A 20,442-nucleotide genomic window follows, 5' to 3' on the forward strand; every position below is an offset into this window, starting at 1 on the left:
TGTGATTAAAACCCATATCGCATAAGTCATTCCCCATCTCAAATCGAAAATCGAAAATCAAAAATCGAAAATAGTATGACTACCTATCATTACGTGACGGGCCGAACAAATCTGTTACCCCATTTCTCAACTGCTCAAAGAACAGAATAAATCCCAAAGTATCGCGAAATGGTCGAGTAAAAGTGTTGAGTACATAACCAATGCGCTCTACCAAATTCCTACCAATCACAATCACATCATTATCTTCGAGCATCGGGTTCTGAGAAACATTGCCCTCCAAAGCAGCTTTAGCATCTATCGAACGGTTGATTGTTCTACCTTGCTTTTCGTCGAACCGAATCAGGGCTATTTTCCGCAAGTCAGCAAGATTAACAGGCAAGTTGTTGAGAGCATCCAAAAACCTGCTGCCATTTTCAACGTAGAACGAGGTCAAACCACCACTAGCGTAACTCAAAACTCGAACGTAGATCCTGGGCTTAATCAGAGTAGACCGCGAAACCAGAGCTTTATCGTAGTCTAGGTTTTTCGTACTAGCGTCCAATTCCGGGATGACAATCACATCTCCCGATGCCAAAGGAAAATCGAACAAATCTTTACCGTTTGCTAGGGGAGTGTAGAGGTCGATTGGTTCCTCCACAGACGAGCCGTCCATTAGCGTCCGCCGCACTCGCACCTCCCGCAAATCGGCTTTTCCCGTGACTCCCCCCGCAGTCACCAAAGCAGCCGAAATTCGACCAGAACCCGCCGGAAGCGTGTAAAAACCAGGTTTGCTGACTTCTCCGGTGACAGTGACTTGGACGGGGACAGCAGCCGCAGCGAGGCTGTACCTCGATGCTAAATCTTGATCGGATTTGCGATCGGGCGTAACCTGTTTATACGGTACGACGATCGCATCTCCATCTTCCAAACGCAAATCCGGTGGAGCAATACCAGTTTGCAACGGTGTCAAAATATCAACAACTTGCTCCGCGACATCACCGGACGGCAGAGTCCGCCGCACCCGCACCCCTCGCAGTTGGGCCGTAGGATTAGTCCCAGCAGCAGCCGCCAGAGCCGCAGGAAGCTGGGGGGTTTGCAGTGGATAAAAACCCGGTCTGGCCACTTCCCCCGTCACCGTCACCACTACCGGGCGCTGAACCAGCAAAGCAGCCGAGACTTGAGGATTTTTGATAAATTGGCCAAAGCGCTCCCGGAGGCGCTGCTGTGATTCTTCGACGGTAAGACCACGCACATTTACTGTTCCGATTAGCGGCAGTACAATTACCCCTTCAGGGCTGATTGCACCCGTAAAACCTAGCTCTGGGAAGCGCTGAACTTGAACAGAAATCTGGTCTCCCGGGCCCAGGCGGTAGGGCCGATTCCGAAAAGCTGGGTTAATATCCCGGTTGAAATTGGCAGGCGGCGGTGGCGGTACACGCAATGGCGGTGGCGCCACGAGTCGCTCGTCTCTTGGAACAACAGATTGAGCTAAAGCCGTTTGCGAAAAATTTTTGCTATTAAAACCCCATAATACAGCAGCAAAAGATAGAGTCCAAGCAGTTGAATACAGACCTGCCAAGGAAAAAGCGAGGCGATTTTTAATAGTGGATTTTTCCCGCATTTTCAGAGTATTTAAAAAAGTAATATTTTGAATAATGACCTGACTTGTAAGTTTCATCTAAATAGAGTAGCGCGAAAAAACAATAATATCTTTTCAGGGCGGGTTGAACCCAGATATTTACTAGGAAGCAGTTGATTTTGGCAAAACTCGCCCACGCCCTAGGCTGATTTATTTACACCTACCTGCTTACTGAAACCGAAAAGTTTCTGTAATTAATTTAGCCTGGACACTTTCGGCAAGAGATTCCAGCAATGGTTGAGCTATCTTAATGTCGCCCTGCGGTTGAATGGGAAGGATGATACTGACAGCAACCCAAGAGGCGCGGCGGTTAGACAGTCTAGCAATGCTGTCTTCCCAAAACCAGCGACTGGTTGTTGGAGAACCCCCATTAGGCCAAGCGTACCACTGCACGACAGCAAAAGTTTGTTGGGGAGTCCAGCTTCGGAAAAACCTCGCCTCGACAGTAGGCGGTGGCTGGCCGGGTATTGGTGCTAATTTAACTGTAAACCTCAAAGTGCGATGAGAATCGGTTTGCCACCGGTGAAATCCATCGATATCTAGCCATTCCACTTGGGGCTGGTTTTTGGCGTAATTTTGAGGCAACAGCAATAAAAGGGCAATTGTTCGATCATTTTTAATTTCTTGAACTAACCATCTGTGAGCGCCAATTTGGACGTTATTCTGAACGGCTATAACCTGCCACCCAGGAATTTTTATCCCGTTTTGGCGCACACTTCTTAATTGCTTGAGGTTGGCAAGGGTTGGCGGGTTCGTCCAAGGCCACCTTCCCGTCGCGTAGCCGGGAATTGCTACTGCCCCAACTAATACCAGCAAAAACACCAGTACCATAATTTTAGATAATTGATACCGCCGCAGTAGTTTCTGTGCTGAAATCATCTGTTTCATTAATTGCCAGACTGACTTGGGAAATACTTTTCCATCCCGTTGAGGACAAGTACCAATAACCCTAGTATACAAGCAGAATACAAATCTCCGCCCCATCCGGCGTGTAGCCAAGTAAAAAGCGCCTCTCTGTCGGTTCCGTGAAAGTAAGTTAGCAAAGTATTGCGAAAAATGTTGGAACTGATGCTAATAATGGATGTAATCACTAAAAACAAAAGGCTTTTTTTGCGAGAGTTCCAAACTCCCGTCCAATCCAGCAGAATTAAGCTGACGTAAAGACTGGTAAACAGCATTTTTAAGCCTGCACAGTGCGGAGCAACTTCTACAATGCGCTCGTTCACGTACAGATAAATTTCTTCCACTCTGACGTTGATACCAACCTTAATTAATATCCAGCCTGATGCTTCAGCAATGAATTGCTGCAACGGCAAGGCGTAGGGTTCTATGAGGTAAGGAATGTGGTTGGGCGAGGCCAGAAATACGAATAAAAGCGGCATCGCCTGCAATTGCAAGCCGGGAATTCCTTTTAAAGATAAGCAAATGCTGGCCAGCATTACGGGCAGGGATAAATTTACTAAATCGCTCAAGCGACTCAGATAAAAAAGCGTGGCTAGTACCAGCAAAAAGCCTCCCAAAGGATGCGGTGAGTTGGGTAAGCTGCGCCAGCACTTTCGGTTCGTCCAAGCAATATAAGCTGCGTAGGGCAAACCAATTAGTCCGTGGCTGAAATATTCGTGTTCGAGGCTGATGCTTTTGTTCAACCAGCCGTCGTACCAATGTACTAGCAGGGGGGCGTACAGCAGCACTAGGAGCACCGTGATACTTTCCCCCAGGAGGTATCGCTTGAAAACAATGCGAATTTTGCGCTGGATGTGCATGGTTTGAGAAGTTTTAAGATTGCCGCGCTGGATTCGCAACGCTTTGGGGTTTTGAACTGTCAGTTAAAGATTTGTTAATTCGCCACAAAAACGCTTTGAGAACCGCACCCTACTGCTTGAAGCACCTGCAGCATTAGTTTGATGAACAATTAGCAATTCAATGATAGTACGATCGCCCGAACAACTTGCTCGATCTGAGTATTGCTCAATCCGGGATACATTGGCAATGATAAAATTTGTTGGCACAGGGTTTCTGCATGGGGGAAGTCGCCCGGATTGCCTAAGTTTTGGTAGGCGGGTTGCAGGTGACAAGGTATGGGATAGTGTATACCTGTTTGAATGCCGTGTTGAGCGAGTTTGTCCTGAAGGGTGTTGCGGTCGATCGAGCTTTTCTCAGTAATTTGGATAACATAGAGGTGATAAATGTGACCGCTGCTGCTGTGGTTGGCGATCGGTACAATGCCTTTGTGTTTCAATGGTGCTAATAGAGTATTGTAGTGTTGAGCAGCGTCGGTGCGATCGCGATTCCATTTTTCTAAGTAAGGCAATTTAACATTGAGCACGGCGGCTTGCAAATTGTCAAGGCGGCTGTTGCTACCAATTTCTGTGTGCAAATATTTGCTGGGTGCTCCGTAATTGCGGAGAGTTCGCATTTTGTCTGCGAGCTCTGCATCGTTAGTAATTAACATCCCGCCGTCGCCAAAAGAACCGAGGTTTTTGCTGGGATAAAAGCTGAATGCTGCTGCTTTCCCAATGGCACCGGCGCGGTATCCTTCTCTGGAAGCTAGATGCGCTTGGGCGGCATCTTCAAATATGATTAAATCGTGGCGCTTCGCAAAATCTAAAAGCTGCCCTGGCGATACCATTTGACCGTAGAGGTGTACGGGGATAACTGCTTTAGTTTTCGAGGTAACTGCTGTTTCGGCTGCTGTGAGGTCAATCAGGGCGGTTTCCGGGTCACAATCTACAAGAATAGGTATAGCTTTGGCTTCGAGGACGGCGATCGCGGTGGCGATAAAAGTGTTAGCGGGTATGATAATTTCGTCGCCCGGATTAATGCCGCAAGCTTGGAGTCCCAGAGCGATCGCATCTGTTCCGCAAGCCACTCCTACGCCGTATTTTACTCCAGAAGCTGCTGCAAATGCTGTTTCAAATTCGGTGAGTGCTTGGCCTAAAATAAAGTCTCCTTCCTGGATTATTTTTCCCATAGCTTCTGCTATTTGGGATTGGATTGGTTGGTGTTGCAGGGAGAGATTTACAAAGGGAACTTTGGGCTGGCGGTTACTCATACATCAGAGGGATACGAATTATTTATATTAACATTTAGGTGCGGATATCTTTTAATTTCTTTTTTACCGCAGAGGGCGCAGAGAGCGCAGAGGAAAAGAGGAAGAGAGGAGAAAGCCTCGCGCACTTTTCTGGAGTTGTCAATTAAATCTAGGTTTTTCTGTAATATAGAATCAGATAATTTTCCAGCAAGCGAAATCATGGAATACAAAAAACTCGGCGACAGCGATTTATCAGTATCTGAAATCTGTTTTGGTACGATGACTTACGGCCAGCAGAACACGGTTGCAGAAGCGGCCTAACAGCTCGATTTGGCGATCGATAGAGGAATCAACTTTATCGATACGGCCGAAATGTATCCTGTCCCTGGAAAGGCGGAAACTCAGGGGAAAACAGAGGAATATATCGGCGAGTGGTTGGCGAAACAGCAGCGGGATAAGGTCATTATAGCGACTAAAGTGGCGGGCAGAAGCACTCGATTAAAGTGGATTCGGGAAGGGAAAAATCAGATCGATCGCCCAAATGTCCAAAAAGCCCTGAATGACAGCCTGAAGCGCTTGCAAACTGACTACATCGACCTCTATCAGATCCACTGGCCCGATCGCTACGTCCCGCTATTTGGTGCGCCGGATTACGACATCGCCCAAGAGCACGAAACTGTACCGATTTTGGAACAGTTAGAGGTATTTGCTGGCTTAATTAAAGCTGGGAAAATCCGCTATTTGGGTTTGAGTAACGAGACGCCTTGGGGAGTTTGCGAGTTTTGCACGTTGGCGGAAAAACACGGGTTGCCGAAAGTTGTTTCGATTCAGAATGCTTTCAGTTTGAGCAATCGGACTTTTCACCTAAATTTAGCAGAAACTTGCCGTTTTAAGAATGTGGGATTGATGGCTTATAGTCCTTTGGGATTTGGCTTGTTAACGGGTAAATACTTGAATGGAATTCCGGAAAATTCTAGGTTGGCTTTATTCGCTGGATTCGGTCAGCGTTACGATAAAACTAATCTGAATGATGCGGTGAAAGCGTATGTTGAGATTGCGGGTAAACATGGGATAAGTCCGGCGCAGATGGCTTTGGCTTATGTGCGATCGCGCCCTTTTGTAACTAGCACTATTATCGGTGCAACCAGCCTCGAACAGTTGGAGGAAAATATCGGTAGTTTGGAGGTAAATTTGGATAAGGATATCATAGCGGAAATCAATGCGGTGCACGCTAAGTATCCGAATCCGACACCCTAAGTTTATTAGTAGGTTGGGTTGAGGTAACGAACCCTACGTTTCACTTCGCCCAACTTACCACTTTTCTAATATCATGTATGTTGTCCAAATCAATAAAATAGAGAAGTGGCAGAAATTGTCGAACAGTTTATAATAGATTCAAGCAGAGAAGTTGGGAGCGGTTGTGAATGGACAGGTAGCGGAACCGAACCGCAGTGGAACAATTCTAAATCAATGAAAGCCTACGATCATATTGCTCGCCATCATGGGCCTAAACTGAAAGCCAACAGATTGATCGGAAGAGCAGCAAGCACTAACGATGACCAAGGACAATGGCTAAATGCGGAGGATTGGATCGTAGCCGAGCAATTAGTACCCAAATATCGAGGAGAATACATTATTGATTTTCATCGTCCTATAGGTAGAGTTTACCATCCCGATCTAAGGATAACTCAAAACGTCACTCGCGCTTTTATTCAAAGGGATTTTGATGGAACTCTCAATAGTGGTTATCCTATAGCTGAGGGTGTCAGTCTGCGACAATTAAATAGGAGTAGCAGCCATGAATAGCAGTCATAAATTTAATTTTCAACTAGCAGAACGTTTCTTAGAAGACTGGGCAGATCCTCCAGAAGATCCATTAGGGGAGCTTTCTGATTTTGAAATGGGATGGCGATGTTTCTGCTTTGAACACAACCATAAAGTTTTTATAGAAATAGGTGACGCTCAAAAAGAGGTATTTTTAGATCCCGATATTTGTATGATGATTGAAAGTAACTTTCCCAAAGAAATTGCTAAGCTATCACAAGGTCAAAAAATAGTAATAACTTTTTCTGAGAGTTGGTTTATTATTACGTTGCTACCTACGGACGATCGCATTAGCTGTACTTTGAGCAAGTTTGGAACTTCGGGCTGGGAAAAGCATTTTGAGTTCGATCGCACTCACGTATTAGATGTGCTCAGAGGTTTTCTTCAGGAAGTGATGCAGCTAGCTGTAGATAAGGGTTACATCACGTTGGAAGAGAAGGAGGAATTTATTAGTCCGGCTTTTGCTAGCAGTACGGATGCTGCGGTATTGAGTAAGTAGTTGGTTTTGGTGGTGTTTTGGGCGATCGACCTTTTTTATATATTCCTGAAACCCATTACCATGTCTGCCCGCGAGCGATTCAATCGGCGCTCAATTCTTAATAGATATTGAGGTGGATTTGGCCTCCATTTTACCCATAGCGCGGTAGACTGCGCTATTCAAGCGTATTAGATTAAAGCGGCATCGGATGTCGGCAAATTGAGGTTGAGTTGGCATCCACTTTACCCATAGCCCCGTATATGCGGTTATTCCAGCGTATTAGATTAAAGCGGCATCGAATGTCGGCAATCGGATGTTTAAATCTCCGTAATAAAGAAAACAAACGGTCTTATTGCTCGCTTGACAACTAACCCCACATCATATATTCTTAAAATACAAGCTCAAACAAAACTTCCTCACATTCCCAAGTGTAAGAAAGACAACGCTTTAATGTCTTGTAGTTTTTGCAATAGCAAATCATATCTGATACGGAAAAGGCCCGCCTGAAGTAACGATTCAGACAGAGGCCTTGCTTTAGCTAGCGAACTCACTGTGGTTTGACATCTCAACTTCAGACCACCACAAGTCAACGTAACTTTTGAAATATATGTCCCCTAATTATACTCCACAATGCGAGTCGTTGTACACCAACCTTCAGCGGACTAAGAAAACCCTCTCTGTTTTGGCGGAGTCGAACCGCGCTTTGGCGAAGTCGAACCGCGCTTTGGCGGAGTGGAACCGCAGTCTGCTTGAGGAAAACGAAGCAAAGGATAAAACTATCAAAGCTAAGGATAAAACTATCCAATCCTTTGAGCAAAAAGTCCTTGAACAGCAACAAGAAATAGATGACTTGAGGCGCGAACGTGATTGGCAGCCAAATCACTGGGATAACGATGGTTCATCAAACGCAGATTGTCACGATCGCGAATATGTTACGGATAGACTAGGAATCTCATAGAAAGTACGATCGCCCTTTCCATTCATCCCTGAAAATAGGAAAATGGTAAAAGGTGATCGCACTTGACCCTAAAATCTTTCTCAACTAAACCCATGAGTACAATTCGCTTACAACTAGCCGAATACTTGAAATGTCGAGGTTTCACCCCCGAAAACTTAGTCGAAGCTGTGGGCGAAACACTCAATCCTGAAACCGTATACCAACTGATCGAAAAAGCCGAAAACCTCAGCCACCTAGACTTATCCGTCCTAGCCGCCATTATAGAGGGCTTGAGCAAACTCAATGGTTTTCCCGTTGGCATCGCAGAAGTGCTAATATTTTTTCCTGACATTTCCGAGGAAGCATTGGCAAAATCGCCTTGGCGTCAACTTTACCTCGTCGATAATGAAATTCCCCCCTATGATTGGGGAGATGTAGACCCCCTCGAAGGCACAAAGCCTGTGCGTTTTATTCCGGGAGTTGGAATAGTAATTCTGGACAATGAAAGTGCAACGAATAGTAAAGAAGATATCCAGCCATTTACTAGAATTACCTGCGATTCAGAATTCATGGCGGGAAAACCTTGCATTCGCAACTTACCCATAACTGTTGAAACTATCATCTCAATGATGGCGTCTCACTATTCGACAGCAGAAATACGCCAAACTTATCCAGAACTTGAAGAAGCAGACTTTAAAGAAGTTATCGCCTATGCTAAATGGCGAATTCAAGAAACAAATCCGATCGACATTGGCAATAAAAAGGTAGAGAAAATTTGTGAGTCAGCTACCTAATTTTTTGCAGGTGAGGGCCGTGGTGCTAGTTAACTTCCCCGCTCAAATTCCCCCCGGTCGCGAACAGGAAAACACTCGACCTGCGGTAATTGTAGCTTTGCCAAATGTCACAGGAATAACGCGGTTTTCGTTGGTAATAGTCGTTCCCTTGACGACACAACAAGGAGATTGGGCGGCACGAAACTCAACGCTATATCCGCAGCTTCAGGCTGGAATGGGAAACATACGCTATGACTCTACAGTGTTGCTGGATCAAATACGCGCTGTGGACATAAAGCGTGTTTTGGGCTACCGAGGAGATTTAACCGCAGAAGAGTATCAGCCGATCGCAAATGGACTCAAGCTAATGTTCAGCTTTTAAATTATCCCTTCATTACCTAACCGTTTATCGCGCAGATGCTTAATACGATTCCCTACGGGATAGCTTCGCACGCGCGTACTTTTTGCTGTTTTTCCTCTAAAAACTCGGCAAAGTCGCAGACTTCAGCCCAAAGAAACCGGGTTTTTAGCGAATCTTCGCACCGCAACGAAGTATTTTCGTAAAAAACCCGGTTTCTGAACCTCATGCGTAAGTCTTATAATTGCAACTGATGCGGATAAACTGTTTCAACACCAATCGTTTCTATAAATGCGCCCGGTTCATCCTGAGTTGCAGGAACAAAATCCCCGCCAACTTCTGCTTTCACCCATCCCCCAAATAATTCTACTAAATAAGCTTCACCATTCTTGAAAACCTCAACAATTGCCCCGGCTGTTTGTGGCGGTGCAATCTCGCCATCAGCGAGGGCGACTGCTTCGGTTAAATTAACTGCATCGAATAATTGAAACTTGCTCATTGCTGTCTCCCAACCGTTTATTGCACAAATGCTGAATACGATCGCACTTTCCTACTCTAAATAGGAAGTCGCCGTACTCGATAACGATTATCTTCCACTGTCACAATCGCACCTGTTTCCAAATCTTCACCGCACTCTGACAAAACAGCCAGCAATCTAGCACTAACAAACACTGGAATAGTGGTTTGCAGTCTAAAAATAATCACACTTGGAAGAGATTGAGAACTGATAGCCAAAAGCTCGCCAAAATCCAGGTCAAAAGTTAAAACAATTCGTTGCTCTTGGCGTGCTTTTTCCAGGATCTCAGAATCGGGCAAACGCTCCAATCCTTGCTCATTTAAGTGTACAGCATTATATCCCTGCTGGCGCAGTGCAAGCACCGTTACAGGAGACACACCCATGTCTGCCAAAAATTTCATGCTGGAGTCCCGCTAAATGGACGAATTTGCTCGTTCGTCAAAAATGCCGCATACTGGAGACTAGCTTTAATATCCTCAGCTTCCAAATAAGGATAAGCTGCCAAAATTTCCTCTACACTCATCCCATTTGCTACTAAACTCACTACCAAAGAAACAGTAATTCGCATTCCTCGAATGCAAGCTCTTCCTCCCATAATTTTTGGATCGAAGGTAATGCGATCGAACATCATATCCTCCCACTCTTCCTTAATGTCCCAATAGCTTATCCCGCAAATGCTTAATCCGATCGCGCAATTTACCCGCCTCCTCAAACTCCAACTTCTTAGCCGCCGCCTTCATCTGCGCTTCCAACCGCCCGATTAACTGAGGAATCTCATCCAAAGATAACTCGTTTACCTGTTCGTAAACCTCCTCCAACTGCTGAGAATTCAGCTTGCGCGACACATCCAAAAACGCCAAAATCGCATTACTCGATCGCTTTTTGGCGATCGGCTGCGGCGTAATCCCGTGCATCTTATTGTACGCTAGCTGAATCCCCCGGCGTCGATCCGTTTCATCGATCGCCTTAACCATACTATCCGTCAAATTATCCGCGTACAAAATAGCCTGTCCCTGAACGTGCCGCGCCGCCCTTCCAATCGTTTGAATCAACGAACGTCCCGAGCGCAAAAACCCCTCTTTATCGGCATCCAAAATTACCACCAGCGAAACTTCCGGCAAATCCAAACCTTCCCGCAGCAAGTTAACACCAATCAATACATCAAACTTACCATCCTGCAAATCTTGGATAATTTCGATGCGTTGAATCGACTGAATTTCCGAGTGCAAATACCGCACTCTAATTCCCCTTTCCTGCAAATATTCGGTTAAATCTTCCGCCATCCGCTTGGTTAAAGTCGTCACCAAAACTCGCTCGTCCCGACTTACTCTCTCCTTGATTTCTCCCAACAAATCATCAATTTGTCCTTCCGTCGGGCGCACGAAAATTGTCGGATCTATTACTCCGGTAGGCCGAATTACTTGCTCTGCAACTCTGCCTTCAGATATTTCCATTTCCCAATCCCCAGGCGTAGCAGAAACAAAGATGCACTGATTCTCTTTTGCCCAGAATTCCTCAGCTTTTAAAGGGCGGTTATCAGCCGCGCTGGGCAAGCGGAAACCGTGTTCGATCAATACTTTTTTGCGCGCTTGGTCGCCGTTGTACATCCCCCGAATTTGCGGCACTGTGACGTGAGATTCATCTATTACCAACATCCAATCTTTCGGGAAATAATCAATCAAACATTCTGGCGGTTCCCCCGCATTTCTCCCTGCTAAATGCCGCGAATAATTCTCGACTCCGTTGCAGTATCCTACCTCGCGCAGCATTTCCAAATCGTAGCGCGTGCGCTGTTCCAACCGCTGAGCTTCTAAGAGTTTACCCTCTTTTTCAAATTCTGCCAGTCGGTCTTCTAATTCGAGTTCTATTCCTTGGCAAGCAGCCTCTAATTTATCTTCTGCCGTGACAAAGTGGCGCGCTGGATAGATATTTAAAGCCGTTGAACTTTGCAGGATTTTACCTGTTACCGGGTCAACGTAGCGAATGGCATCAATTTCGTCGCCGAAGAATTCGACGCGAATAATTCTATCTTCGTAAGCGGGGCCTATTTCCAAAACATCGCCTTTGACGCGAAATTTGCCTCTGCCTAAATCTATGTCGTTGCGGCTGTATTGGACGTTGACTAAATCTCGCAAAACTTGCCGCTGGTTGACTTCCATTCCTACTCGCAAAGGAATAGCAGCTTTCAGGTATTCTGCGGGCATTCCCAAACCGTAGATGCAGCTAATTGAAGCAACTACAATTACGTCGCGGCGTTCAAAGAGCGATCGCGTAGCTGAGTGCCGCAACATATCGATCTCGTCGTTAATTGCTGCCGTCTTCTCAATGAAAGTATCCGTGACAGCGATGTATGCTTCAGGTTGGTAGTAGTCGTAATAACTGACAAAGTATTCGACTGCATTGTTCGGGAAAAAATTTCGCAGTTCGTTGCACAGTTGAGCTGCCAGGGTTTTGTTGTGTGCTAGGACTAAGGTGGGTCTGCCGACTTTTTCAATCACCGAGGCAATGGAGAAGGTTTTGCCCGTACCTGTGGCGCCGAGTAAGGTTTGAAATCGATCGCCAGCTTCGATGCCTTTGACGAGTTGGGCGATCGCTAGCGGTTGGTCGCCTGTGGGCTGGAAGGGCGCTTGCAATTGAAAAGATGCTGCCGCAGTTACCATAGGAAAATGTAGCTATTACCCATAAATCTTAACAAAAATGCAGAGATTCTGCAATTTCGTTAAAAAAATAGTTAGACTTTGTAATATTATTTTAATCATCGGCCCAAATAGAAAGCAGAAAGCCCACAAAAGCAGTTGTCCGAACCCAGCAATCAACAGCAGTAAGCGAGGAAAATAATTATGAGTCTCACCCCCAAAAATAAAGGCAATGCGATCGCCCGCCGCGGCAAAGGCAGTTCCAAAAGCCAAGCGACAGAACCCACGGATGCCAAAGCAACAGGAATTCAACTTTATCGGCCTCAACTCATGCATGACAACCGCCCCGTCGGCCCTGACGATTTTACCATCAGCGAGACCGTCTCGATATCGGGGAACCGCCCGATCGGCATTAGCACCCTGCACCTCAGCGAAACCTACGGCATTGTAGGCAATCGCCCAGTCGAATCCAGCGACTTTGAAGTGGTTGCTACACTCGGCAATCGCCCGATCGGATCCAGCGCCATGCAAGTCAGTGAAATGTTCAGTATGTCCGGTGCTCGCCCTATTGCCATCAGCACTCTTCACATTGATGAAGTTTACTCCACAATGGGAGGAAACCGCCCCATTGCCTCAAACGAAATTGACGATAGCTCGACATTAATGGGCTTCTTAGATTAATTAGTCAGTTGTTAGTTGTTAGTTGACTGTTGTCAGTTGACCGTTGTCAGTTGACTGTTGACTGTTGTTATTTCTTATTTGTTACCTGCTACTAATAAGCAATAACCATAGCACTTCTGGGTTTAATGAGGTACGTCTGGTAATTGGTAATTGAGAGGGATGTATAGCGGTTTTCTCTTGAAGTGAAATGCTAATCTGTAGGGTGCGTCGCCCTCAGATGAGAAATGAAACTTGCCGATTTTTCCGGGCGACGCACCTTACCCTTATCAATAGCCGATCTAACAATTTGTGGCGTCCAGAACTGTAATAATTACAGTCAACAGTCAACAGCCAACAGTCAACTAACTACTTCCCCAGACTCTGATATTTACTCAATAAAGCAGCAAAGCGCTTGTAATCCACAGGCTTCCTCAAATACTCCGCCGCTCCCAATTCCAAACCCTGATTTTGGTCGTCCAAAAAAGTTATCATAATTACCGGAATATCAACCAAATCCCGATCGGCTTTCAATGCCGACAGCACCGCCCAGCCGTCCATACTCGGCATCATCACGTCCAGAATAATCGCGTCGGGCAGCAACTCCTTAGCCAACAGAAGCCCCCCTTGACCGCTAGCCGACGATCGCACCCGAAATCCCTGTTTCGACAAGCAGCGAGTCATCAAATCCCGCGCGTCTGGATCGTCGTCAATCACCAGCACAGTAGCAGCATCTGGCAGATCCAGCGGTTGCGATCGCACTGCTTTTTGCTTCGCCTCAGTCGCCACTGCACTCGGTTCTAAATCGTCGGCAGGCTTCGGCTGCATTGGTTCGATTTCTGGATCGTCCCGCGCTTCTTTCGGGCTTGTAACCGCAATCGGCAACCGGATCGTAAAACTAGAACCGCAATCAAACTCGCTCTCAACCGTAATGTCTCCGCCCATCATCTGGCAAAACTTCCGGCTAATTGTCAGCCCCAAACCGGTGCCGCCATACCTGCGGGTAGTAGAATCGTCCGCTTGAGCGAAAGCTCCGAACAGCCTCGACACCTGATCCTCAGTCATGCCGATGCCGGTATCGGTTACTTGAAACACGATCGACGGCTGTTGACACCGAGAAGGATCTGCCGAGATTTCTTCGGAATTGTCGATCGGCAAAACCTCCCCTTCTTCCTTCCAAACATTAATCGTAATTTTGCCTCGATCGGTAAACTTAGCAGCATTGCTCACCAAATTTAACAGCGCTTGCCGCAGCTTCGACGAATCGGAGTAGATCGTGCCAATATTGCGATCGCAATTGACGATCAAAGTATTGCCATTTTTCCCTAGCGTCGGTTGAACAGTAGTGACAACCTGCTCGATCAAATCCCACACCTCAAAAGTCTCCAAGAAAAGAGTCATCTTTCCTGCTTCAATTTTAGAAATATCCAGGATGTCACTAATAATGTTGAGCAACTGCTTGCCTGCCATATTAATGCTTGCCAAATCCATCACAAACTCTTCTTCGCCAAGTTCCAGAGCCTCTTCTTGTAGCAGCTCGCTGTAGCCGATAATCGCATTCAAGGGCGTCCGCAACTCGTGAGTCATATTTGCCAAAAAAGTGCTTTTCGCCCGGTTGGCAGCTTCGGCAGCATTCTTAGCGACTTCCAATTCCTCCGATCGTTCCTCTAGCTGCCGCTGCCGCACCTCCAAACCGTTGAGCAAACTGCTAATTTGCTGAGCCATTGTATTGAGAGTAGAAGATAGCACCCCGATCGCGTCATTAGAAACCACAGGCGATCGAGCCGTCAAATCACCGCTTGCCATCTGTTCGGCAGTTTGCCGCAGCAAGCCGAGATTCCGAATAATTGCCGACACAGACACAAAACCCACTATCCCCGCGATCAAACTCAAAACCAAAGCTGCCAGCAGCCAGTGCTGAGTGCGGCTCGCCACAAAGAGAGTTTGCTGCACCAGCACCGCCATTGCGGCCTCAGAAACCGCCGCCGCCGGATTTGAGGCAGCCTCTATTGTCAGCAAATAGTTCTTCATATCCACAGAACCCATCCACCCGACTCCCACCGCCATCCAAGTTATCAGTACCAAGATGACAAACAGCCCGATCAAAGACGCCCGAGTTCCCAGAGAAATCCCCCTCGTAGCAAGTGCCGCCGCCCAAGGATAGCCCTTGAGAAAAGGATCTGGCGGAACCGGTGCGCCGGAATTCCAAATCTCCTCAATTTGACCGTCCACCCTCACCTTACCAATCCGCACTGTTTTCCAGATATGCTGAGTTTGGGCATCTATTTTTACCTTGCCCGAAGGCGCTGCAAACTCAATATTTTTAGCTGCCGCCCTGACTTTAACCACATTTGTCGAACCAGCTTTTTCTACTGCTTGCTTCCACAGGTAAACGCCCAAATAAGCAGCTTCGATCGGGTCATCCGTGACTCGATTTTCCCCGTATCGAGCTTTATAAGCCTTGACAAATTTACGATTTTCCGGTGTATCCACCGTTTGAAAATAGTTCCAAACCACCAAATGTCCAGCAATATTGGACGGCCCGATCGCCCGCACTTCCTCTTCTGCTACGCTGACCGACATCACCGACAAATCCTCTGGTTTCACGCCAGCTTCCCGCAACTTTTGGAAAAAAGCCACATTGCTATCGCCGTTGAGAGTGTTGAGAATCGCATCTGGTTTCACTGCTAAGATATGTGCGATCGCCTCGCCCACATCCCTCGAACCCAGCGGCAGATAAACTTCCCCCGCCAACTCTCCCCCCAGTGCCGCCAGTTGAGCTTTCACAATCAGATTTGCCGTGCGGGGAAAGATATAATCCGAACCCAACAGGAAAATTTTCCGCTTCCCCTGTGCCAGCAAGTAATTCACCCCAGGCACAATCTGTTGGTTCGGGGCAGCACCAGTGTAGAAAATATTCGGACACTGTTCTAGCCCTTCATACTGCACCGGATAGAACAGCAACCCGCTGCCGTGCTCGAAAGCCGGCTGTACAGCCTTGCGGCTCGCCGAAGTCCAACAGCCAAATACCACCGCCACCTGCGCTTCTAGGAGCAATTGCTTAGCTTTTTGAGCAAAAGTTTGCAAATCGCTGGCTCCATCTTCTATAACCGCTTCCAAGGGGCGCCCCAGCACCCCTCCCGCCGCATTAATTTCCTCAACAGCCAACAGCGTCGCATCTTTAACTGAAATTTCGCTGATGGACATCGTGCCCGTCAGGGAATGCAAAACGCCTATTTTGATCGGCTCACGAGTCGGGCCGGCTGCTTCGAGAGGGTTACTGCTCCTTGCTCCCATAGGGTTTTAGATAATTTTTACTAATAACAGAAATTTTAGTTCGATCCTGCTGGAAGTTAGCCTTGAGGCTAACTCTTGTTTAGCAGATTATTTAAGCCGATCGCCACCAAACTTGGGAATTGCTGCACCCTGTTGATTTTAACCGTCAAACTGCTCTACATCTGACTTAAGTCTGCAGTGACAACTCCTACACCAACACAAGCTGTCACCATTGGTGTAGGCATCTGGGTGACTCCTGCTATTGCATAGGACATTAACTGAGCTTTAAGAACGGGTTGCCCCACCGCTCTATTTTTGATTACTATTGCGGCATTATGGTCACGGTCTAGACTGCACCCACAGTGAGGACAGTCATGCCAACGAATATGCAGCTTTTTTGGTACTTTCTCGCCGCAATTAGAACAATCTTGTGAAGTATTATGGGCACTTACTGGGACAACCAACAAACCCGCGTTTTCGGCTTTGTTTGTCAGTATCGACAGAAAACTTGACCACCCAGCGTCCAACACAGATTTAGCCAACCTTGTACGAGCTAGACCTTTGATGTTTAAATCCTCGTGTGCGATTACGTCATATTTTGACAGCAGCCAATTAGCTGTCTTGAAGTGGAAATCTTTTCTTTTATCTGCCACCTTCTTGTGTTGTCTGCCCAGTTGCTTAATAGCTTTAAGCCTGCTATTGCTCCCCTTTTTGCGACGTGACACTCGCTTTTGAATAGTTCGCAAGCATTTTTGTTCTTTACGGTAATATTGGGGCGGGGCGACTGTTTCGCCTTCAGATGTTGTCAAAAACTCCTTCAATCCCACGTCAATACCTGTTATCGAGCGAGGATTAAAGTCTGGCTTTATCTCTGGAACTGTCTTGTCTTCTAGGGAGAGCGTAAGGTAATAACCATCAGCTTTCTTGGTGACAGATGCGGTTTTGATTTTGAACCCGTCAGGGATAGGACGGTGCAAGACAACTTTAACTTTCCCAAACATCGGCAAGTTAATCAAGTTGCCCTGTAAGCATCCCTCTTTCATTTGCGGATAAGTAAAGGTGCGATAGCGGCTGCGAGCTTTGAATCGAGGTTTTCCGCTGCGTTTTCCGCTGCTATCACCTTTTAGGAAACGGTCAAATGTTGTCTTAACTCGCTTAACTACATCCTGAAGGACTTGCGAATATATTTCGCTATACCAAGGATTTGTTTTCTTGAGTTGAGGTAACGTTTTCTTTTGCGAGCAATAATCGGGATTGTCTCGCAGTTCAGGTAGGTAACAGACGAGATTGCAGGCGTTAACAGGAGAGCGATTTTGTTCGTACCAATTAAATCTATCAGCCAACAGGTAATTGTATTGGGCAGACCGCATGGATAGCCATCTGTCTAGCTCAATGACTTGCTGTTTTGTTGGACGTAGTTTGTACTGGTAAGCCGTTCTCATTAATTGGCAAATATTGGATCGCAGTCGGTACGCATCAATTAGTGTTACTGTACCAGAATGCGTTATTTACTGTCAAGTACAAAGGAGAAAATAGACCCATTAAATAAAGAGTTTGTTTGTCTCGTCATCCACCCGCCCACCGCTCAAAACATAGTTTTGAATTGGTTGACGGTGGAATCCACAGCGAAACGCGACTTTCATCCCACACTAATCGAAGCGACAAGCGTGTGGGGATTCCCGTCTGGCTAGCTAAATTGCCTCCCATTTCTCTCTTCATCTTTTACCGATGTCCAAAGAGTCTCATCCAACAACATTCGGCACTTACTTAATGCGATCGCGCGCACCGCAGAAAAATTGTCCCCCCCTCATCCCTCTCCTACTCATTCACGGCCCGCGCCTTGCGAGTCACCAAGCAATCTCATGCACTCACGCACTCTTTGCCTCCCCATATCTTTCTTCCGACAGATGGAAGTCTCCCTAATTTCTCTTACTTTAAAATTAAAAACTCTTCCCCAGCTCCTATCTATCTTCAGGGAGAGGGACGGCTTCGTCATTGGCGTTATTATAAATATAAGGTTAACTTGTAACTAGCCTTGTTAAAAATAAATTTTGCAAACAATAGGGTCAAGACAAATGAATATTGAAGAAAATGCGACCCAGACTGGCAGCGAAAATCAAGTAACGCTACCAAAATCAAAGGAAACATTGCTCGGCGAGGAAACAGAAAAAGCCCTCGGTCAGCAAAAAAAAGAAAATGCTCAAACTATGCGCGCTGTCGAACAGTTGAAAGAAGAACTTCAGGACAGAATAGATGAAGAATGTCATCACCAGGTAAATTAAAACTAATACGAAATTTGTTCGGGTGTGGGTAAGATGCGGTCTAGCCCACACCCGCCCTTTTAAGGCAGAACGCAGAAGTCAGAATTAAATAAAAATTTATAATTTTAAATTATTTTGGGTGTGATAAAAACCTCCGGGAAGCGGGGTTGACCATCCACCATTTTTTTTACATAAATACTTCGTTGCAGCCACCAGAAACGGTGAAAAAACCTAGTAAGTATGAAAGCTATAGCAATCCTAAATCATTTATGTAAATTTGTAGGGGTAGTGCCTTTGTTTGCCTACCCCCTATCTATCGGGGCAACCGGGCGTGGGATTGCCCCTACAATAATTACGCGAAGGATTTAGGATTGCTATATAAGTATGAAAGTGGCAGTCCGTCTAAAATTGAAAAAGAAAAATAATTTTTCCATCTTCCATGTTCCCTCTTCATTTTTTCTTCATTCTTTCTTCCTAGAGGTAGAGTGCAAAGCAGCTCCTAGTTACCTATGATGAGTTTATAAAGTAAAAAATGTCTGAGATACAGATAGGGAGAAACCCATGAGCACTGAAGATAGAGCAAAGGCAACTGGCGACAACATCGCAGGCAAAGCTCAAGAAGCCCTAGGCAATGTTACTGGCGACCCGAAGGATAAAGCAGAAGGCAAAGCCAAGCAGGCAAAAGCTGAAGCTGGTCACGCGATCGAAGATGTAAAAGATGAGCTCAAAAAGAAACTAGACTAAGCCTAATACTAATTGAGAGGGTCGAGCAACCTGACCCTTTCAAGGATTCCAAATGTTTTAGGAATGGAGGAAAAAAGGTGAGTTTATTACAGCAGAGTCGCAAAATAATTGCGGGCTTACTCTTGGTATTAATGCTGGCAGTTACTACTGCCTGCGCGCCCAGCGTTTCAGCCCAAAAACCGAGTGATGTACCTGTAGCAATTGGTGGCAGTCAGGGTTATTACGCGCAGCTAGAACGCGGGAATACCGCCGCCGGTCAAGATTTTGGTCAATGGGTAACAAAGACGGCTCAGGGTCTTGTTCAGGATGCTTACGTGCGCGACAATAACAAATTGGGAGTTGTAATTACTCCGCAAGTCCGCCCGACAGAAGTGAAAGATTTGGCCAAATCTTTAGCACAAGGTTTTCACCGCAATTTCCCAAATCAGGATGTAAGTGTTTTGGTTTACGCTCCTGACAAAAAACTGATTTTGACTGCTAAGTACGACCAGCAATCAAATCAGATTGAATACAAGTCTTGACCTAGTTAGCAAGCTTAAATGATAGCCGCGTGGCGGTTTAATATTCCGCAGTTTTTTGAAGGCGAAACCATCTCAATTTAAGACTGAAATGTTGTGTAGATTGGAAGAGAGTTACCATGAGTAGCAGCGATAATTACAAGCGTCAAATCATGAACGATTTAGCCCAGGGCGATCGAGAAATGATGCCGCAGACAACTGGTGAAGATTACGAAAACTTTGACGATTTTGCTCAGAGAACTTCGCCGGCTCAGCGCAAACAATTATTCGGGCGTTCCCTGAATCACGACTCGCTCCCGCCGGCTCAGTTGGAACCGGAATTGCAAAAGGCGATCGCCCAAATTAAGCCAAATGAACGCGACGATGTAGCGCGGGAATTCTTCAAGCATTTGGGCAAGAGAGGATTGGACGATCGCCAATTGGAAAAGCAGCTAGGACTTTCTACCCACCACGCCAGCCGCATGAATGCTGACGATGTTACCAAGTTGGCCTCGTTCACCTATCACAATCACCCGGATATTTTCCAAGAAGTGCTGGCCGAACAGCCTAGTTTGATGAAGTTTTTGGGAAATCCAGTTGTTGCTGGTATTTTGGGAATAGTTGCGGCTAAATGGCTCAACAACCGCAAATAATCTTGGATTCAGACAAGCCTAAAAACTGATAATACGTGCAGCAAATAAAAGGACGATCGCTCGGGCGATCGTCCTTTTATTTTTTATATCTCGTCCGGTCAATTCGGGAGCATCTCATATTTGTAAAAATACTTCTTCTGGCTCCTTCCTTCTGCCTCTTTCCTTCTGCCTCCTGCCTCCTG

Annotated in this window: 21 protein-coding genes; 11 read left to right on the top strand and 10 right to left on the bottom strand. The window is 46.3% G+C overall.

From position 1 onward, the window contains the following. Positions 1–79: 79 nt before the first annotated feature. From QT990_RS10515 to QT990_RS10530, 4 genes are all read right to left on the bottom strand, one after another. Entirely contained in the window at positions 80–1,657 is a 1,578-nt protein-coding gene (locus QT990_RS10515; protein WP_333141556.1) for a polysaccharide biosynthesis/export family protein, read from the bottom strand. Positions 1,658–1,786: 129 nt separating this feature from the next. Next, positions 1,787–2,506 (bottom strand): cyanoexosortase B system-associated protein, encoded by a 720-nt coding sequence (locus QT990_RS10520; protein WP_333300338.1) that lies wholly within the window; start codon positions 2,504–2,506, stop codon positions 1,787–1,789. After that, positions 2,506–3,381, bottom strand: a complete 876-nt coding sequence (crtB, locus tag QT990_RS10525; RefSeq protein WP_333465223.1) for a cyanoexosortase B — start codon at positions 3,379–3,381, stop codon at positions 2,506–2,508. Before crtB ends, QT990_RS10520 begins: the two co-directional genes overlap by 1 nt. 149 nt (positions 3,382–3,530) lie before the next feature. After that, the gene (locus tag QT990_RS10530; protein WP_333465216.1) at positions 3,531–4,670 is read right to left on the bottom strand and encodes a DegT/DnrJ/EryC1/StrS family aminotransferase; all 1,140 of its coding nucleotides are present in this window, start codon (positions 4,668–4,670) and stop codon (positions 3,531–3,533) included. 309 nt (positions 4,671–4,979) lie between these two features. Between QT990_RS10530 and QT990_RS10535 the strand changes: the two genes are divergently transcribed. The 6 genes from QT990_RS10535 (at position 4,980) to QT990_RS10560 (ending at position 9,043) form a co-directional block, all read left to right on the top strand. Further along, a complete protein-coding gene (locus QT990_RS10535) occupies positions 4,980–5,906 on the top strand; it encodes an aldo/keto reductase (protein WP_333141550.1) in 927 nt (308 codons plus the stop codon). A 105-nt stretch (positions 5,907–6,011) separates the two neighbouring features. Then, positions 6,012–6,455, top strand: coding sequence for a hypothetical protein (locus QT990_RS10540; RefSeq protein ID WP_333141548.1), 444 nt, complete (start codon positions 6,012–6,014; stop codon positions 6,453–6,455). Continuing rightward, on the top strand, positions 6,448–6,972 hold the full coding sequence (locus QT990_RS10545) for a hypothetical protein (RefSeq protein ID WP_333465217.1): 525 nt from the start codon (positions 6,448–6,450) through the stop codon (positions 6,970–6,972). The genes QT990_RS10540 and QT990_RS10545 overlap by 8 nt, the downstream gene beginning before the upstream one ends. A 586-nt stretch (positions 6,973–7,558) precedes the next feature. Further along, on the top strand, positions 7,559–7,909 hold the full coding sequence (locus QT990_RS10550) for a hypothetical protein (protein ID WP_333465218.1): 351 nt from the start codon (positions 7,559–7,561) through the stop codon (positions 7,907–7,909). A 92-nt stretch (positions 7,910–8,001) separates the two neighbouring features. After that, complete coding sequence (locus QT990_RS10555; protein WP_333141542.1) at positions 8,002–8,682, top strand: DUF433 domain-containing protein; 681 nt, start codon at positions 8,002–8,004, stop codon at positions 8,680–8,682. Further along, a complete protein-coding gene (locus QT990_RS10560; protein WP_332991898.1) occupies positions 8,666–9,043 on the top strand; it encodes a type II toxin-antitoxin system PemK/MazF family toxin in 378 nt (125 codons plus the stop codon). Before QT990_RS10555 ends, QT990_RS10560 begins: the two co-directional genes overlap by 17 nt. Before the next feature lie 214 nt (positions 9,044–9,257). Here the strand turns inward: QT990_RS10560 and QT990_RS10565 are convergent, their stop codons facing one another. Genes QT990_RS10565 through uvrB form a run of 4 tightly spaced genes read right to left on the bottom strand, consistent with a single transcriptional unit; the run spans position 9,258 to position 12,196 of the window. Next, positions 9,258–9,518 (bottom strand): DUF4926 domain-containing protein, encoded by a 261-nt coding sequence (locus QT990_RS10565; RefSeq protein ID WP_333141539.1) that lies wholly within the window; start codon positions 9,516–9,518, stop codon positions 9,258–9,260. 56 nt (positions 9,519–9,574) lie between these two features. Then, positions 9,575–9,937: a DUF5615 family PIN-like protein gene (locus QT990_RS10570; protein ID WP_333141537.1), complete on the bottom strand. Its 363-nt coding sequence runs from the start codon at positions 9,935–9,937 to the stop codon at positions 9,575–9,577. Next, positions 9,934–10,167 (bottom strand): DUF433 domain-containing protein, encoded by a 234-nt coding sequence (locus QT990_RS10575; protein ID WP_424405108.1) that lies wholly within the window; start codon positions 10,165–10,167, stop codon positions 9,934–9,936. The genes QT990_RS10570 and QT990_RS10575 overlap by 4 nt, the downstream gene beginning before the upstream one ends. A gap of 16 nt (positions 10,168–10,183) precedes the next feature. Continuing rightward, the gene (gene uvrB / locus QT990_RS10580; protein ID WP_333465219.1) at positions 10,184–12,196 is read right to left on the bottom strand and encodes an excinuclease ABC subunit UvrB; all 2,013 of its coding nucleotides are present in this window, start codon (positions 12,194–12,196) and stop codon (positions 10,184–10,186) included. Positions 12,197–12,376: 180 nt separating this feature from the next. Here uvrB and QT990_RS10585 point away from each other — a divergent pair, with 180 nt between their 5' ends. Continuing rightward, positions 12,377–12,853 carry a hypothetical protein gene (locus QT990_RS10585; RefSeq protein WP_333242980.1) on the top strand — a complete coding sequence of 159 codons (477 nt, stop codon included), beginning with the start codon at positions 12,377–12,379 and terminating at the stop codon, positions 12,851–12,853. A gap of 345 nt (positions 12,854–13,198) precedes the next feature. Here QT990_RS10585 and urtA read toward each other — a convergent pair whose 3' ends face one another. Next, positions 13,199–16,126 (bottom strand): urea ABC transporter substrate-binding protein, encoded by a 2,928-nt coding sequence (gene urtA, locus QT990_RS10590; protein WP_333465220.1) that lies wholly within the window; start codon positions 16,124–16,126, stop codon positions 13,199–13,201. A 155-nt stretch (positions 16,127–16,281) separates the two neighbouring features. After that, positions 16,282–17,547, bottom strand: coding sequence for a transposase (locus QT990_RS10595; RefSeq protein ID WP_333465221.1), 1,266 nt, complete (start codon positions 17,545–17,547; stop codon positions 16,282–16,284). A gap of 633 nt (positions 17,548–18,180) precedes the next feature. Here QT990_RS10595 and QT990_RS10600 point away from each other — a divergent pair. The 4 genes from QT990_RS10600 to QT990_RS10615 all read left to right on the top strand — a co-directional run bounded on the left by QT990_RS10600 (position 18,181) and on the right by QT990_RS10615 (position 20,260). Further along, a complete protein-coding gene (locus QT990_RS10600; RefSeq protein ID WP_333409540.1) occupies positions 18,181–18,387 on the top strand; it encodes a hypothetical protein in 207 nt (68 codons plus the stop codon). Positions 18,388–18,927: 540 nt separating this feature from the next. After that, positions 18,928–19,110 carry a CsbD family protein gene (locus tag QT990_RS10605; protein WP_333131066.1) on the top strand — a complete coding sequence of 61 codons (183 nt, stop codon included), beginning with the start codon at positions 18,928–18,930 and terminating at the stop codon, positions 19,108–19,110. A gap of 77 nt (positions 19,111–19,187) precedes the next feature. Continuing rightward, positions 19,188–19,631, top strand: coding sequence for a hypothetical protein (locus QT990_RS10610; RefSeq protein WP_333465222.1), 444 nt, complete (start codon positions 19,188–19,190; stop codon positions 19,629–19,631). A gap of 116 nt (positions 19,632–19,747) precedes the next feature. Then, positions 19,748–20,260 carry a hypothetical protein gene (locus QT990_RS10615; RefSeq protein WP_333141523.1) on the top strand — a complete coding sequence of 171 codons (513 nt, stop codon included), beginning with the start codon at positions 19,748–19,750 and terminating at the stop codon, positions 20,258–20,260. Positions 20,261–20,442 lie beyond the last annotated feature (182 nt).

Origin of the sequence: Microcoleus sp. T3_B1, assembly GCF_036700445.1 — a bacterium.
GTDB lineage: Bacteria > Cyanobacteriota > Cyanobacteriia > Cyanobacteriales > Microcoleaceae > Microcoleus.

Excerpts from the sequence above, each read along its gene's own strand:
- QT990_RS10530 (WP_333465216.1), bottom strand. The coding sequence starts at position 4,670 with ATGAGTAACCGCCAGCCCAAAGTTCCCTTTGTAAATCTCTCCCTGCAA.
- QT990_RS10600 (WP_333409540.1), top strand. The coding sequence starts at position 18,181 with ATGAATATTGAAGAAAATGCGACCCAGACTGGCAGCGAAAATCAAGTA.
- QT990_RS10520 (WP_333300338.1), bottom strand. The coding sequence starts at position 2,506 with ATGAAACAGATGATTTCAGCACAGAAACTACTGCGGCGGTATCAATTA.
- QT990_RS10575 (WP_424405108.1), bottom strand. The coding sequence starts at position 10,167 with ATGATGTTCGATCGCATTACCTTCGATCCAAAAATTATGGGAGGAAGA.
- QT990_RS10555 (WP_333141542.1), top strand. The coding sequence starts at position 8,002 with ATGAGTACAATTCGCTTACAACTAGCCGAATACTTGAAATGTCGAGGT.
- QT990_RS10605 (WP_333131066.1), top strand. The coding sequence starts at position 18,928 with ATGAGCACTGAAGATAGAGCAAAGGCAACTGGCGACAACATCGCAGGC.
- QT990_RS10570 (WP_333141537.1), bottom strand. The coding sequence starts at position 9,937 with ATGAAATTTTTGGCAGACATGGGTGTGTCTCCTGTAACGGTGCTTGCA.
- QT990_RS10615 (WP_333141523.1), top strand. The coding sequence starts at position 19,748 with ATGAGTAGCAGCGATAATTACAAGCGTCAAATCATGAACGATTTAGCC.
- QT990_RS10515 (WP_333141556.1), bottom strand. The coding sequence starts at position 1,657 with ATGAAACTTACAAGTCAGGTCATTATTCAAAATATTACTTTTTTAAAT.
- QT990_RS10545 (WP_333465217.1), top strand. The coding sequence starts at position 6,448 with ATGAATAGCAGTCATAAATTTAATTTTCAACTAGCAGAACGTTTCTTA.
- QT990_RS10550 (WP_333465218.1), top strand. The coding sequence starts at position 7,559 with ATGTCCCCTAATTATACTCCACAATGCGAGTCGTTGTACACCAACCTT.
- uvrB (WP_333465219.1), bottom strand. The coding sequence starts at position 12,196 with ATGGTAACTGCGGCAGCATCTTTTCAATTGCAAGCGCCCTTCCAGCCC.
- QT990_RS10585 (WP_333242980.1), top strand. The coding sequence starts at position 12,377 with ATGAGTCTCACCCCCAAAAATAAAGGCAATGCGATCGCCCGCCGCGGC.
- QT990_RS10565 (WP_333141539.1), bottom strand. The coding sequence starts at position 9,518 with ATGAGCAAGTTTCAATTATTCGATGCAGTTAATTTAACCGAAGCAGTC.
- QT990_RS10595 (WP_333465221.1), bottom strand. The coding sequence starts at position 17,547 with ATGAGAACGGCTTACCAGTACAAACTACGTCCAACAAAACAGCAAGTC.
- urtA (WP_333465220.1), bottom strand. The coding sequence starts at position 16,126 with ATGGGAGCAAGGAGCAGTAACCCTCTCGAAGCAGCCGGCCCGACTCGT.
- crtB (WP_333465223.1), bottom strand. The coding sequence starts at position 3,381 with ATGCACATCCAGCGCAAAATTCGCATTGTTTTCAAGCGATACCTCCTG.